At 55.6% G+C, this 13,052-nt stretch carries 16 protein-coding genes; 9 read left to right on the top strand and 7 right to left on the bottom strand.

The window, feature by feature from the left end:
* Positions 1-32: 32 nt before the first annotated feature.
* Positions 33-1,067, top strand: coding sequence for an A/G-specific adenine glycosylase (locus HKD42_RS07240; protein WP_170011738.1), 1,035 nt, complete (start codon positions 33-35; stop codon positions 1,065-1,067).
* Here the strand turns inward: HKD42_RS07240 and HKD42_RS07235 are convergent.
* Entirely contained in the window at positions 1,064-1,285 is a 222-nt protein-coding gene (locus HKD42_RS07235) for a hypothetical protein (RefSeq protein WP_170011736.1), read from the bottom strand. The two genes, HKD42_RS07240 and HKD42_RS07235, sit on opposite strands and share 4 nt — an antisense overlap.
* Before the next feature lie 128 nt (positions 1,286-1,413).
* On the opposite strand from HKD42_RS07235, the gene HKD42_RS07230 reads away from it, so the two are divergent.
* The 5 genes from HKD42_RS07230 to HKD42_RS07210 are packed head-to-tail and all read left to right on the top strand — an operon-like array spanning position 1,414 to position 5,828.
* The gene (locus tag HKD42_RS07230) at positions 1,414-2,733 is read left to right on the top strand and encodes a serine hydrolase domain-containing protein (protein WP_170011734.1); all 1,320 of its coding nucleotides are present in this window, start codon (positions 1,414-1,416) and stop codon (positions 2,731-2,733) included.
* 7 nt (positions 2,734-2,740) lie between these two features.
* Positions 2,741-3,628 (top strand): NAD(+) diphosphatase, encoded by an 888-nt coding sequence (nudC, locus tag HKD42_RS07225; RefSeq protein ID WP_246236784.1) that lies wholly within the window; start codon positions 2,741-2,743, stop codon positions 3,626-3,628.
* Between the two features lie 9 nt (positions 3,629-3,637).
* Entirely contained in the window at positions 3,638-4,351 is a 714-nt protein-coding gene (locus HKD42_RS07220; RefSeq protein ID WP_170011732.1) for a DsbA family oxidoreductase, read from the top strand.
* Entirely contained in the window at positions 4,348-5,160 is an 813-nt protein-coding gene (locus HKD42_RS07215) for an SDR family NAD(P)-dependent oxidoreductase (RefSeq protein WP_170011730.1), read from the top strand. Before HKD42_RS07220 ends, HKD42_RS07215 begins: the two co-directional genes overlap by 4 nt.
* 5 nt (positions 5,161-5,165) lie before the next feature.
* On the top strand, positions 5,166-5,828 hold the full coding sequence (locus tag HKD42_RS07210) for a helix-turn-helix domain-containing protein (protein ID WP_170011728.1): 663 nt from the start codon (positions 5,166-5,168) through the stop codon (positions 5,826-5,828).
* Here the strand turns inward: HKD42_RS07210 and HKD42_RS07205 are convergent.
* From HKD42_RS07205 to HKD42_RS07190, 4 genes are all read right to left on the bottom strand, one after another.
* Positions 5,780-6,175: a VOC family protein gene (locus HKD42_RS07205; RefSeq protein ID WP_170011726.1), complete on the bottom strand. Its 396-nt coding sequence runs from the start codon at positions 6,173-6,175 to the stop codon at positions 5,780-5,782. The two genes, HKD42_RS07210 and HKD42_RS07205, sit on opposite strands and share 49 nt — an antisense overlap.
* 86 nt (positions 6,176-6,261) lie before the next feature.
* Positions 6,262-6,426 (bottom strand): hypothetical protein, encoded by a 165-nt coding sequence (locus HKD42_RS07200; protein ID WP_170011724.1) that lies wholly within the window; start codon positions 6,424-6,426, stop codon positions 6,262-6,264.
* 199 nt (positions 6,427-6,625) lie between these two features.
* Positions 6,626-6,931: a hypothetical protein gene (locus HKD42_RS07195; RefSeq protein WP_170011722.1), complete on the bottom strand. Its 306-nt coding sequence runs from the start codon at positions 6,929-6,931 to the stop codon at positions 6,626-6,628.
* A gap of 83 nt (positions 6,932-7,014) precedes the next feature.
* Positions 7,015-7,818, bottom strand: coding sequence for a hypothetical protein (locus HKD42_RS07190; RefSeq protein ID WP_170011720.1), 804 nt, complete (start codon positions 7,816-7,818; stop codon positions 7,015-7,017).
* A gap of 160 nt (positions 7,819-7,978) precedes the next feature.
* On the opposite strand from HKD42_RS07190, the gene HKD42_RS07185 reads away from it, so the two are divergent.
* The gene (locus HKD42_RS07185) at positions 7,979-9,730 is read left to right on the top strand and encodes a bifunctional helix-turn-helix transcriptional regulator/alpha/beta hydrolase (protein ID WP_170011718.1); all 1,752 of its coding nucleotides are present in this window, start codon (positions 7,979-7,981) and stop codon (positions 9,728-9,730) included.
* Here HKD42_RS07185 and HKD42_RS07180 read toward each other — a convergent pair.
* Together HKD42_RS07180 and mgtE are read right to left on the bottom strand one after the other, a co-directional pair.
* Positions 9,708-10,103 carry a DUF1489 family protein gene (locus tag HKD42_RS07180; protein WP_170011716.1) on the bottom strand — a complete coding sequence of 132 codons (396 nt, stop codon included), beginning with the start codon at positions 10,101-10,103 and terminating at the stop codon, positions 9,708-9,710. The two genes, HKD42_RS07185 and HKD42_RS07180, sit on opposite strands and share 23 nt — an antisense overlap.
* Positions 10,103-11,551: a magnesium transporter gene (gene mgtE, locus HKD42_RS07175; protein WP_170011714.1), complete on the bottom strand. Its 1,449-nt coding sequence runs from the start codon at positions 11,549-11,551 to the stop codon at positions 10,103-10,105. Before mgtE ends, HKD42_RS07180 begins: the two co-directional genes overlap by 1 nt.
* A 113-nt stretch (positions 11,552-11,664) precedes the next feature.
* Here mgtE and HKD42_RS07170 point away from each other — a divergent pair, with 113 nt between their 5' ends.
* Both HKD42_RS07170 and HKD42_RS07165 read left to right on the top strand, forming a co-directional pair.
* On the top strand, positions 11,665-12,114 hold the full coding sequence (locus HKD42_RS07170; protein WP_170011712.1) for a peptidylprolyl isomerase: 450 nt from the start codon (positions 11,665-11,667) through the stop codon (positions 12,112-12,114).
* A 21-nt stretch (positions 12,115-12,135) separates the two neighbouring features.
* Entirely contained in the window at positions 12,136-13,041 is a 906-nt protein-coding gene (locus HKD42_RS07165; protein ID WP_170011710.1) for an alpha/beta hydrolase family protein, read from the top strand.
* Positions 13,042-13,052: the final 11 nt, after the last annotated feature.

Below are 13,052 nucleotides of genomic sequence, written 5' to 3'. Positions count from 1 at the left end.
GCTGCGTGCCTACCACCCCCGAAAATAGTGCGATGACAATACAGTCCGGTACCGCGTCTGCGTTGCTGGCTTGGTATGATGCTCATGCGCGGGAATTGCCGTGGCGTGCGCAGCCGGGCGCCGCCCTGCCAGACCCGTACCGCGTATGGTTGTCAGAAGTCATGTTGCAGCAAACGACAGTCGCAGCCGTGAAGCCCTATTTTGAGAAATTTACGGAGCGTTGGCCCGATGTGTTTGCATTGGCCGCTGCGCCGGATGAAGACATTATGGCGGCGTGGGCAGGGCTGGGTTATTATTCCCGCGCTCGCAATTTGGTAAAATGCGCGCGGGCCGTTGCGGAATTGGGTTCATTTCCGGAAACCGAAGCAGAGTTGCTCAAGTTACCAGGTTTGGGTGCTTACACGGCAGCAGCGATTGCTTCGATTGCATTTGGCCAGCGCGCGGTAGTGGTCGATGCCAATGTGGAGCGTGTGGTGTCGCGTCTATTCGCGATTGAACAACCGCTGCCCGGTTCACGTAAGCAAATCCGGATTGATGCAGCCAGCATAACGCCGGAACAGCGGGCGGGCGATTTTGCCCAAGCGATGATGGATTTGGGATCTGGCATTTGCACAACGCGCGACCCCAAATGCCTGCTATGTCCGCTGATAGCAGGCTGTAAGGCCCAGAAAACAGGCGATCCCGCACGGCTGCCGGTCAAGCCAGTGAAAAAGGCCAAACCGGTCCGGCAAGGGACGACTTTCTGGATCGAGCATGACGGGAAAGTATGGCTGGAAACGCGTGAAGGCACCGGAATGCTCGGCGGGATGCGGTCATTACCCGATGATGGCTGGCATTCAGGCGGGGATGGGGACAGGAAAGCGCCGCACGCCGCAAAATGGCAAGATGCCGGAGTGGTGCGCCACACGTTCACGCATTTCTCTTTGGAGTTATCAGTTAAGCGTGGTCTGGCAGAGTCTACCGAGATCAATCGGTCCGGTGAATGGTGGCCGATAGATCAGATCGAATCCGCTGGATTGCCGACATTATTTGCCAAGGCTGCACGGCTGGTGTTGGCGCAGGATTAGAGTATCCCGCCGCCCAAGCTCAGCCGTACTACGGCGATCAGGCCAACAATCAGGCAGAAATTCCGCCCGCCATCACTGGATGAAAGGGCACCGAGGATGACGCCGATCACTATCAGGGGAAGGGCAAGCCAATTGGCCCAGCCAAGAAACGGTATTGTCGCCGGTATGACGATAATGAGAGAGATAATTCCGGTCAGAAATGAGAGTATATTGAGCATGTGTGTTATATAGGTGCAACACCTGCCGATTACAAGACCTCTAGAGGCCGTCTAAGTACCGGCAATTGACCGTTCACCTTTGATCGCCCAGAAGGCCGTAAAACAAAGTTTCAAAAGAGGATTTCTTAATGGCATTTGGTGATTTCGGCCGCGCTGGTGGCGACATTGCATTTTCCCGCCGGTCACTATTGCGCAGCTCGGCATGGCTGACCGCAGGCGCGGCCATGTCGGCCATGCCAATGGGCCGTCTGGCTTTTGCCCATGATGTCAGCGAAAGCTGGCCGAACATTTCGACAATGGTGAATAGCTACCTCGACAGCAAGAAAGTCGCCAGCATGCTGGTGACACTGGGCGATGGGCAAGAAGATCATGCCCATACAATCGGCGGCGGCACGCTGGCCTTGGGTGATAGCACTCCGATTGATGAGGATTCGCTGTTCCGCATTTATTCAATGACTAAGCCGATTACCGGTATGGCGACTATGATGCTGATCGATGAAGGCTTACTGGGCCTTGATCAGCCAGTGGGTGAAATTCTGCCGGCATTCGCCGATATGCAAGTGCTCGTCGATCCTGAAGGCTCATTGGAAGATACGGTTCCAGCTGATCGGCCAATTACCATTCGCCATCTCTTGACCCATACAGCCGGCATCGGATATCTGATCACCAGCAAAGGGCCGCTGGGTCAGGCATTTGTAGACCAAGGCTTGGTTGGCGGGCGTGTCAGCCGCTTTCCGATTCCAGGCCTACCAAATGTTACACCCGCGCCAAATCTGGAGGAATGGGCCGACCGTTTGGCCACATTGCCACTGATGGCGCAGCCGGGGACGGAATGGATATATTCGGCCAGCATCGACTTGCTTGGCCGAGTGATCGAAGTGGTATCCGGGCAGAGTTTCGAAAGCTTCTTGCAGACCCGCCTGTTCGATCCGTGCGGCATGAGCAGCACATATTTCACCGTCCCGAAAAGTGAAGCAGGGCGGCTCACCACAAATTACGGTATCGCAGGGGGCCTTACTCTTCCTATCGATACCGGGGCCAATTCGATCTTCCTTGACGCTCCGTTTGTACCATCGGGCGGCGGCGGCTTGGTCAGTTCGGCCAAGGATTATGACCGGTTCCTGCGGATGGTACTCGGCTACGGGTTGCTTGATGGCGAACGGGTTATGAGTGAGAGCGCCGTTCGGGTTGGAACTTCCAACTTGTTACCCGATGCGGTTGATACATCCACCACCTGGATAGCGGGCGAAGGCCACGGCGCGGGTGGCCGCGTTGTTGGCAAACAATACGGCTGGGGCGGGGCAGCAGGAACGCTGGCCAGTGTCGATTTCAGTCTTAACAAGCGGGTGTGTTTGTTCACACAATATATGCCGACGGAAGCCTATCCGATACGCAAAGAGTTCTTGGCCGCTATTCAGGCCGATCTCAAAAACAAATTGCTGGGTTGAGCGTGTGATGATGTTGGCATTTACCGGATCTCGGCTGGACCGTGCAGATAATATACGAAACGATCCTGATGCGCTTGCAGGATTGATGAATTGGCGTGCCAAGCTGCTCAAGTTGGATGGTTTGATGCCCCATGTCAGCGATACGAACGCGCTGGAATGGGGTACACTGGCAGACTGCGCCGAAGATGCTGAATTGGTCTTTCTGGGCCTCGATACAGATGAAAGCGGCGGAACCAAACCCTGCTTTGCCGCGGTTCCGGCAGTTGGCGATGCCAGCCCCCGGATGGCGAACCCGCGGCTATGGGCGGTTATGGCCACACTTAGCCCGGACGATTTAGCCATTTATGGCGGTGCGCGAAGCGTAGTCGATTGGCATGCACGGCACCGCTTCTGCGCAGCTTGTGGCGGTTCGACCGAGCTTGCTAAAGGCGGTTGGCAGCGGAACTGCACAAATTGCGGGGCGCAGCATTTCCCCCGCACCGATCCGGTCACAATTATGCTGGTAGAGCATGATGACAAGTTGCTGCTTGGTCGAGGTTTGGGCTGGCCCGAGAAAGCATATTCGGCGCTGGCTGGCTTTGTTGAACCGGGCGAAAGTATCGAGGAGGCGGTTGCGCGTGAAGTGTTGGAGGAATCCGGTATCACCGCGCGCGAGGTTCATTACATTGCGAGCCAGCCGTGGCCGTTCCCCTCTCAACTGATGATGGGCTGCACCGCGATTGCTGAGGATACAGAGATCACTCTGGATGAAACCGAACTGGCCGATGCCCGCTGGTTTACCCGCGATGAAGTACAAGCGGCCATGTCGGGCGATGCGGATGCCCCGATGAACACGCCCCCAAAACAGGCTATTGCCCATCATTTGCTGCAATGGTGGCTTGATAAGGGCAAATAGGGAAACATCATGACTAATCCTCAGGCAAGCGCTGGGCCGCGCAAGATGACCATCGATATTTACTCGGACGTCATGTGCCCATGGTGCATAATCGGGTATGGCCAATTGCAAAAGGGATTGGCCTTGCTGGACGGAGAAATTGAGGCGGAAATCCGCTGGCGTCCGTTTGAGCTCAATCCCGATATGCCGATTGAGGGCGAGGAGCAGGCCGCTCATATTGCGCGGAAATATAATCGCACGGCTGAACAAACGCAGGCTGTGCGCGGGCAAATGAAATCGGTCGCCGAGGATGCCGGTGTATCGCTGGAGTTTACCGGGCAGGGTGATGCCCCGCCGGCGATGATGTGGAATACATTCGATGCCCATAAGGTGCTGTGTTGGGCGCTTGATAGTGCCGGACCCGCGCGTCAAACCGAACTGAAGCTTGCTTTGTTTACCGCGCATTTCAACCATCGCCGCACTATCGGCCAGCGGGATGTCCTGCTTGATGTCGCAGAGGAGTGCGGCTTTGATCGCGCCGGGGCCAAGGCGGTGTTGGATGATCCTGAGGTAGCCAACCGCGTTCGGATGGAACAGGCACAGGCCCATGATCTCAACATCACCGGTGTTCCGGCTATGATTGTAGAGGGCAAGATGTTGATCCCCGGCGCGCAGGCACCGGAAGTGTATGTCAATGCGCTGCGGCGTGTGGCGGCCAAGTTTCCGGCCCAACCAGCCGCGTGAGCGATCTCGTCGGTCAAGTGGTGGTAATAACCGGCGGGGCAGGCGGAATTGGCATGGCCTTGGCGCAGCATCTTGGCAATCGCGGTGCTTCTATCGTCACTGCGGATTTGCAAGATAGCGCGGTCCAAGAGGCTGTACAGCGTTTGCAGGCGCTCAATATAGAAGCCCTTGGTGTGACCTGTGATGTGACCGTTGCAGAATCGGTTGAGCGGCTTGCGAAGCGGGCTTTCGATTGGAAAGGCCGGGCTGATCTGCTGATCAATAATGCGGGTATCAGCCAGCAATCTGCAAAACTCCATCAGGCAGATATCGCCGATGCCAAGCGCGTTATGGACGTCAATTTTTGGGGTGTGTGGCATGGCTGCGCAGCCTTTGGCCCCTTGATGGCCGATCAATCGCATCCATCCGCGATTTACAATGTCGGTTCAGAAAATTCGCTGTTTTGCGCGGTGCCGCGATCCGCTGCCTATATTGCGTCCAAACATGCGGTACTGGGCCTGACCGAAAGCTTCCGCGAAGATATGCCTGATCATGTCCATGTCGGTACAATCATGCCCGGCTGGGTCACATCCGGTTTAAGCGCAAAGGAAGTGGCCCATCTCGCCATGCCCGCCGCAGAATTCGCTGACATTGTGGTACCACAGATGCTGGCCAGGGAACGGTTCGTCGTCAGCCACCCTTACAATGTGGTTCGCAAAGAGCAGCGCGACCAAGCAATTGCCGATAGCTATGCCCGCAACGCACCGCGGCAAGACGGTGATGAGGCGCACGACGTTCGCCTGCTGATTGCTAAGATGCGATCGGGTTAAGCCGTGTGACCCGCGTTTCACAATATCAGACATGGGTGCATCAACGATCATCGGCAGGGCAATCTCTGGTTCTGCCTGATGGGTGCCGCGATGTAATTGTCTTTCATGGCGGGCCCGATCAATGCCGGGTGATTTTGACGGAATTGGACTTTACGCCCCGCCAGGTTTGGCATGGATCCGATGTTTCGATGACGGGGTATCGCTTGCGTCCCGGTACGACCGTTCCCGAAACGGCGCTTCGTGCGATCAAAGAATGTAGCGCTGACGCGGCTCAGATCCTTGAGGTGGAGCAAAGCGATGGCGGTTCGATTGATGCCGTGATCGCGGCGCTGTCAGACACTGCTGAAACCATCTGTTCGGTGGTGAAGAATAGCGGTGTTTCTGCGCGTACATTACAAAGGCAGTTCCGCAAGCTGGGGCTGCCAGCGCCGGAATATTGGCGGTTGCTGGGCCGCGCCAGAAGATCCGCGCAGTTCTTGGCGCAGACGCCCTGTCTCAGCCAGATCGCAGCCGATTGCGGCTATAGCGATCAGGCGCATATGACACGGGAATTCAAACGCTGGTTTGGTAAGGCACTAGCGCAGTTGAGGCAGGACCAAGATGCTATGGATGCGCTGGGTCAGCCTGCGCTGGGCAATTGGACCGGCGAACAGATTTCGATCAGATAGCCGTTCGGATCGGTCACATAGGCGGTCGTTTGTCCCCACGGTTCCTGCCGTGCATCTTGTACCAGTACCGCACCGGCTGCGACTGCTTTTTCAAGTGCGCTGCCGACATTTTCGGTTTCGAAAGCAAGCTCGAAAGCCGGAGCGTCAGGGTCAGGTCTGCTGGGATTTTTGCCGAGGTCGGACATCAATTTCGTGGACGAAAAGGCGAGCTTCGTGTCGCCCGTTACTAACTCACCATAATCCTCCGCTTCGTGCACAAACCCGCGCGCGAACCCGAATGCGGTTTCATAGAAGGTGATGGTGTCCACTACCTGATCGACGTATAAAATTGTGTATTTGAAAACCACGACTGTCTCCCGCGTAAACCAATTGCCCGCACCTATCAGTGTCTTAGCTCGCGGTCTTGAACGATTGCGACAAGCGTGGCTTAAACTCAATCCGCCAGTACGGGGCAGAGCGGAGCGGGCAGCAGCAATGCGACCGAAATATTGAACAGTCTGAGCCGGACCGGATTGATGACAAAACGGCGCATTTGAATTTCAAGCGCCGTCCAGATGCCCACCGATGATAAATTGATTGCTCCAAAAACGCCTGCCACAATCAGCTCTTACATCCTCATGATGGCATCGCCCAAGGGTAAGCGGGCCTGATCCATCTACCGCACCGTCTGAGCTTTCCGGTCTAAGTCTTTCATAAAAAACCGGGTCGCAGTTCACGGCTGCGACCCGGTTCTTCAGGTTGGGGAGTGCCACCTTTGTGGTGCGACACAAACCCGAAGCCTCATAGGGCTGGAAGACTTATTTTTTCACGCAATATTTGCCCGAAGTTTTGGTACCGCTGGAACATGATCCGCTGCGGACTTCAGCATAGTCACCTTTGTCGCCAACGCAGTAATTGGCGGATGCGCTAAAGCCGGTTGGGCATGAGCCCAGCTTTACGATGGCAACTTTGCTGCTTGATTTGCAGGTGCTGCCTGATGCTTTGAAGCCTTTGGGGCATGCGCCGTCTTTGCTGACAGTTGAAGAGCTGGCCTGAGCCATTGCGACGGGTGCTGTACCAACACACAGTGCGATTGCGCCGAGAGCAGAAATTACAGTTTTCATGATGTGATCCTTTTAGAAATGAGAGTTTGGAAAAGCGGGCTGACCGCTGCCTTGATCCGGTAACCGCCAGCCCTTTGTGGTACTTAGCCGGTTGGTCCGCGGCGGAAGGTGAAGGCCAGCGCGCTCTTGCCGGTGTTCTTGTCAAAGTGCTGGCAGTAGAAGTCTGTGCCAGAGTCAGTGTGCAGGCCGGGCATGTTGAATGTGACCATTTCCTTTCCGCGTGCAGCCAGAACCTTTTGGTATTGGCCGGAGCGGGAGGAATTGCTGCCGGTTGCCGTCGGCGTGTAACCGGTGGAATTACCTGTGTGCAGCATCACGTCTTTGCCTTTGTAGTTATTTTCCGGCGGCGCATTCGTGTTGTTGAGCTGTTCGCTGCCGTCATAGGAAACGCATTGCAGGGCGTAGCGACCGCGATTGTATGCCGTCTTATCAACCTCGACATAAAGCACATCAAACACGCCCATTGCAGGGAAAGTGCAGCCGCTTGGCGTTACTTTTTTGCGGTCCAAAAGACCGGTCCGTTTTTGAGTGCTGATACCCTGGCTGAAGGTATAGTCGCCAGCCCGTGCAACAAAGGCATTGCTGAGACCGATATTGGCGCAGGTGGTGGCAGATGCGAATTTGGCAGGTGTTGGACCAGCGACGCCGGCATGGCCTTCAGCGCGGGCCGTACGCGGAGAGGCGCTGCGGCTGCTGCGGCTTGTCCCGGGCACCCGTCCTTTGCTGACATCGTCAACCGCTTCGGCAGCGTCATTGACGTCTTCTGCGGTTTTTTCGACTTTCTTGGCGGCCTTGCGCAGTTTGTCGAATGGCCCTGCATTGGCATCAACGGAAGCCATAGTTGTGGCGACCATCAGGCCTGCGGCGATTGGTAGAATGTATTTCATTTTGGTACTCCCCAGTTAGTGCTGGAGGCCCAATAGTCAGCGGTGTTTTTTAATCGAATACCCCAGTTGGGGTATGGGTTCGAACCCGCTACAGCTTTATCGCTGCGAGCGATAAGTGCCGAATTGGGTGCGAAAATAGTTTGCAAAATAGGGGTGTTTAATGCGCGGAACCAGCGACGAAGAGATCATCAAGATCGCATATTCCCTTTCTGTAGGGCCGTTTCGGTATGAGGAAATGCTCGGCGCATTGCAGGATCGCTATTCCGAGTTTGTGGAGGAAACCGGGGAAGTGGTCGACGGGCAGGCAGTGGAAACAGCCTTCGCCTCTTTGGCGCCGCATTTTGAGAATGCCCAGGCTCTGCTCGAATCGCAGGGACGCCCGTCTGATACGGCGCGCTATTCCCTAAAAATGATCGATGCCGATAGCAGTCCCGCAGCCCTGATCGGGGTTGATGGCCGTGTGATCCATGCCAACCGGATGGCGCAATCTATGCTTGGCCTCAAACCCGGTGAACGGCCTGATAAGGATCAATTTGAGCCCGGACATCGGTCTGCCTTGCTGGAACGTCTGGAGGGGTTGGAAACTCACCAATTGCAGGAAGTCGCCATGGTTTTCGCAATGGATGTGCTGGGCGGGGACGAGCAGGCAAAGCTTGCCCTTACTAAAGTACATGACGGCAATGGCGATGTGGTGGGGCACGTCTCGACAATCCATATCAGCTGGTTTCCCGAAATCGCCGAACGGTTTCGCACCTTGTTCAAATTAACGCCGGTAGAGCTGGAAATCACAAAAGCAGTTGTGACAGGTATCAAGCTAACCGAGCTGGCCAAGCAGCGAGGACGGTCTGTTGAAACAGTCCGGCATCAGACCAAGATGCTGCTGGGGAAGCTTGGCCTCCGGTCGCAAACCGAGCTGGCATGTCTATATTCTGGGTTCGCCAATTTCCGGAACATTCCGCAAGCCGAAGCGGCGGTATTGGCTGAAGATCCGCGGCAGCAAACGCACATACTCAAGCTTGGTGATGATCGAGTGCTTGAATATGACATCATCGGCGATCCGGATGGATTGCCTGTCCTGATGCATCCGGCACTGCTTGGTGGCAGCGCGATGATTGATGAAATGTGGGATGCGGTGGAAGATAACAATCTGCGTCTGATTGTGCCCTGGCGGCCAGGAATGGCGAGCACCACAGCGGCACCTGGCAGCCCGGTTGATAATATCAAGACCGCTTGCACAGATGCACGGGCGTTACTTGATCATCTTGGTATCGAACGCTGCGTCACGGTCGGACATATTACCTCGGCTATCATAGCGCTGGCTTGCAAAGTAGAAATGCCTGATCGCATCACCGGGGTGGTCAACCTTAATCCGGTTCTGCCTACTATTTCCGGCAGACAGGTGCGGTTGCTCGATATGACCGAAAGGATGCGGATGCAGATGATGCGCGCATTTCCGTCAATTGGCAGGTATTTGGTGCATGGCGCTCTGGCCAAGGTCGATACGGGTTATGATCAGGAATATATTCACAAGTTCTTGGACAGCAACGAGTATGATTTGCGCTTTACCGACCGTGATGATGTGAAACATCTTTTTCGCGCCGCTTTCAAAACGACCACGCGTCAAGGGTATGAACCGTTCACGCGGGAGCTGATGCAAGTTGCCAGCGATTGGGGGCATTTGTTTGCCAATGCGGGTCCGGAAACGGTCAATTTGGTCGGCGCGCACAATCTGCATTACACTCCGCGCGTGTTGGAAGGCTTTGCGCGCGATAATGACTATTTCTCTTTTGAAGCGGTGCCGCAAACCGGGCACTTATTGCTGTATCAAAAACCGGAGCTGGTTTTTGCGCGGATAGCGGAAGTAGCACGCACGGCGAGCGTGGCGGGCGCTACACCAGTCCCAGCTTCCTAAGCTTGTTCTGTAATTTACCCGGCAAGACATCGCCGGTTTGCGCATCGGCTGCCAAATCGGCGGGCGCTTTGTCTTCTTCAAGATAGCGCCAGCCCTGATGGGCCCGTTTATACCGAGCCTCCACCAAAATCAGGCGCGGTTCGAGAATGATATTCCAGCGGCCGTCTTGGGTCTGCCTAAATTCCATAATCGGACTGCGGGCGCAGATGGAATGATCGTGGATCCAATATAAAGATCCGCCTTTCATTTCTTCATGACGCTTGGGCAGATAGCGGGTGGTCATTAACGCGCCCTGCGGCTGGCTTTCCAGCCACGCCCTAAGCGTATGAATGCTCTCGCTGCGATAGGCGATTTTGGTGATGTTCAGCGGCATTAGCTTGCAACCCCTGAGACTACCGCGAGGCCAAGGAAGGCAAAGAAGCCCATTGAATCGGTGATCATGGTTACAAACACAGAACTTGCGACCGCAGGGTCCTGTTTCAACCGCTCAAATATGACTGGTACCAACACACCGGCGAGCCCTGCGGTGATGATATTAATCACCATTGCAACAGCGATAACGGCGCCCAGCATTGGTGTGAAAATCGCCGCTGTAGCTGCACCGATGAGCACGGCAATAGTTACCCCGTTGAGGACTGCGACGCGAAATTCCCGCCACAAAATACGCAGCGTATTGGCTTCCGTCAGTTGGTTCATGGCGATCGCGCGAACAGATACTGCCATAGTTTGAGTGCCCGCATTACCGCCGATACTGGCGACAATCGGCATCAGGATGGCCAGCGCAACCAGTTTCTCAATCGCGGCGCCAAAGGCTGCAATAATGAGGCTGCCGATCAAGGCGGTACCAAGATTGGCAATGAGCCACCGCACGCGTGAGCCATAGGCCTCACGGATTGGCTCGTTAATATCGCCTTCGCCGGCACCGGACATCAGCAGTGCGTCTTCGCTCGCTTCTTCGGATATGATATGGACCACATCATCCACTGTCATCTGCCCGACCAGACGGCCGCTTTCATCCACCACGGCAGCTGAAATCAGCGCGTATTTCTGGAACATCAGCGCGACTTCTTCCTGATCGAGGCCAACCGGGACCAAAGTCTGATCGCGTTTCATCACATCCGATAACGCAATGTGACGCGGGGTTCGCAATATCCAGCTGAGCTGACACGTGCCCACGGGATGGTGAATGTGATCCACCACAAACACCTCGTAAAAATCATTCGCCAGATCGACGTTCTCGCGCAGAAAATCGATCAAGCCGCCAACCGTCATATGTTCTGGAACGGCCACGACTTCTCGGCTCATCAGCCGGCCAGCGGTTTCCTCCGGATAGGCGAGGGCGCTTTCAATCGCGACCCGGTCTTCATCGGCCAGTTCCGCCAGAATGGCTTGCTGATCGGCGACGTCCAAATCTTCGATCAGCTGGACGGCATCGTCATTTTCAAGCTGCTCCGCGATCAACGCCACCGCTTCTGCGGGCAGGGCCTCCATCATGGTTTCGCGGACATAGTCGTTGAGTTCAGCGATCACATCGCTGGACATCAAATCGGTGATGGCTACCGCCAGATCGCGGCGCTCATTCTCATCACATAGTTCGAATAAATCGGCGATATCGGCGGGGTGAAGTGGCTCCACCAGATCGTAGACACCGCCCTTGTCACCGGCATCCAGAAGCCCGCGAACGTTGCGAACGTAATCCGCTTTCAGGGTGTTTTCTTCATCCAGCCGTTCATCATCGATCCGGTCGTCCGGGCGCACATTCTCTTCAATGGGCGGTTCCGCCACCATCAGATCATCATCGGGATGCGTGTTATCGCCCATGGGGATCGTCTAAGCGGGTGAGCTTGAAAAGCAAGACTGCAAGCGCCCGCAACAGGTGACATTGGCGCATGAGCCACTATATCGATTGTCAAATCAACAGGAGATTCCCGAAAATGGCTGATCAGAAACTAACTCTTACCCTCGAAACTGGCGACGTTGTTATCAAATTGCGTCCTGATCTGGCGCCTGGCCACGTTGCCCGGATTACAGAACTGGTCGGCGAAGGCTTTTACAACGGTGTTGTATTCCACCGCGTAATTCCCGGTTTCATGGCGCAAGGCGGCTGCCCCAACGGCACTGGCATGGGCGGTAGTGATAAGCCTGATCTGAAAGCAGAATTCAATGCAGAGCCGCACACACGCGGCACATGCTCAATGGCGCGTACACAGGTTCCAGACAGTGCCAACAGCCAGTTCTTCATCTGTTTTGACGATGCCCATTTCCTTGACGGTCAATACACTGTTTGGGGCCAGGTAGAGAGCGGTATGGAGCTGATTGACGGTTTGCCAGTGGGCGAACCACCAGCAGCACCAGGCAAAATCGTCAGCGCCGCAGTTTCCTGAATTTGATATCGGGATAGGGTGATGATCCGCCATCTCGTGGGGCTGATGGGCGCTTTGATGCTCAGCGGCTGTATCACGCCCTATCCCGATATTACCCAATCACGCAGCCCGTGCCGGACGGAACCCGGCGGGTGGTGTGATTTCGTGCGCGATGCGGCTGTGCAAAGCTATGGCTATGCCATGCTCAGCAGCAATGCGTATCAAGATGATGATACCTATCCAGCTTTACCGCTGGTATTCTTCCCCCGCGACATCGCCGATAATGACGAGAGCGGCCTGGCATATTCGGTCTTTGACCGGCACACAGTCAAAGACGGCAAGCGCGGCGATCTGGTAGCCCGGGTGATCGCATTTCGCGGGACCGAGTTCGGCTCCACCAGTGATATTTTCTCAGGATCTTTAGGGGATGGGCAGCGCGAAGGTGCACGGATGGTCTATGCGGCTGAACGCGCCCGGCTCGATGCTGAAGACTATCAGCACGTTGCCATCGAAGTAACCGGCCACTCGCTGGGTGGTGCGCTCGCCACACAAATTTCCATCGACAATCCGGGTGTAAAGGCATTCGTGTTCAACACCTCACCCTTCTTTAGCGGCGACCCGATGACCAACGATATGGATCGGCTGTCTGTGGCTGAGCGGGGTGAGTTTTTGCGGGTGCTGCGGCGGTATAAAGCGCCCCCGGCAGCAGATGTGCTGGTGATCAATTGCAATCCTTCTGCCAGTGCAGGGCAGAAACATAGCATCCGGCGACTGGCAGATTGCCTGACATGGATCGCCGCCTATGGAGATGCGCAAGCTCTAGCGATCATAGAACCAAACGCGATCCGAAAACCGGAAGTCGAATGCGGTGATGCCGATAAGAAACACCCCGGTATTGTAGCTGTACCGATTCTATGTGTTCATGCGCCAAATAGCCCGGCAGAGTAGGTCGCGAATAG

The sequence above is a fragment of the Pontixanthobacter rizhaonensis genome (assembly GCF_012972675.1).
Lineage (GTDB): Bacteria > Pseudomonadota > Alphaproteobacteria > Sphingomonadales > Sphingomonadaceae > Pontixanthobacter > Pontixanthobacter rizhaonensis.
Note: the sequence above shows the minus strand (reverse complement) of the source record. Positions and strands in the feature narration are given on the sequence as shown.

Coding starts and splice junctions, on each gene's coding strand:
- nudC (WP_246236784.1), top strand. CDS start 2,741: ATGATGTTGGCATTTACCGGATCTCGGCTGGACCGTGCAGATAATATA.
- HKD42_RS07165 (WP_170011710.1), top strand. CDS start 12,136: ATGATCCGCCATCTCGTGGGGCTGATGGGCGCTTTGATGCTCAGCGGC.
- HKD42_RS07195 (WP_170011722.1), bottom strand. CDS start 6,931: ATGAAAACTGTAATTTCTGCTCTCGGCGCAATCGCACTGTGTGTTGGT.
- HKD42_RS07180 (WP_170011716.1), bottom strand. CDS start 10,103: ATGCCGCTGAACATCACCAAAATCGCCTATCGCAGCGAGAGCATTCAT.
- HKD42_RS07235 (WP_170011736.1), bottom strand. CDS start 1,285: ATGCTCAATATACTCTCATTTCTGACCGGAATTATCTCTCTCATTATC.
- HKD42_RS07220 (WP_170011732.1), top strand. CDS start 3,638: ATGACTAATCCTCAGGCAAGCGCTGGGCCGCGCAAGATGACCATCGAT.
- HKD42_RS07230 (WP_170011734.1), top strand. CDS start 1,414: ATGGCATTTGGTGATTTCGGCCGCGCTGGTGGCGACATTGCATTTTCC.
- mgtE (WP_170011714.1), bottom strand. CDS start 11,551: ATGGGCGATAACACGCATCCCGATGATGATCTGATGGTGGCGGAACCG.
- HKD42_RS07170 (WP_170011712.1), top strand. CDS start 11,665: ATGGCTGATCAGAAACTAACTCTTACCCTCGAAACTGGCGACGTTGTT.
- HKD42_RS07185 (WP_170011718.1), top strand. CDS start 7,979: ATGCGCGGAACCAGCGACGAAGAGATCATCAAGATCGCATATTCCCTT.
- HKD42_RS07240 (WP_170011738.1), top strand. CDS start 33: ATGACAATACAGTCCGGTACCGCGTCTGCGTTGCTGGCTTGGTATGAT.
- HKD42_RS07190 (WP_170011720.1), bottom strand. CDS start 7,818: ATGAAATACATTCTACCAATCGCCGCAGGCCTGATGGTCGCCACAACT.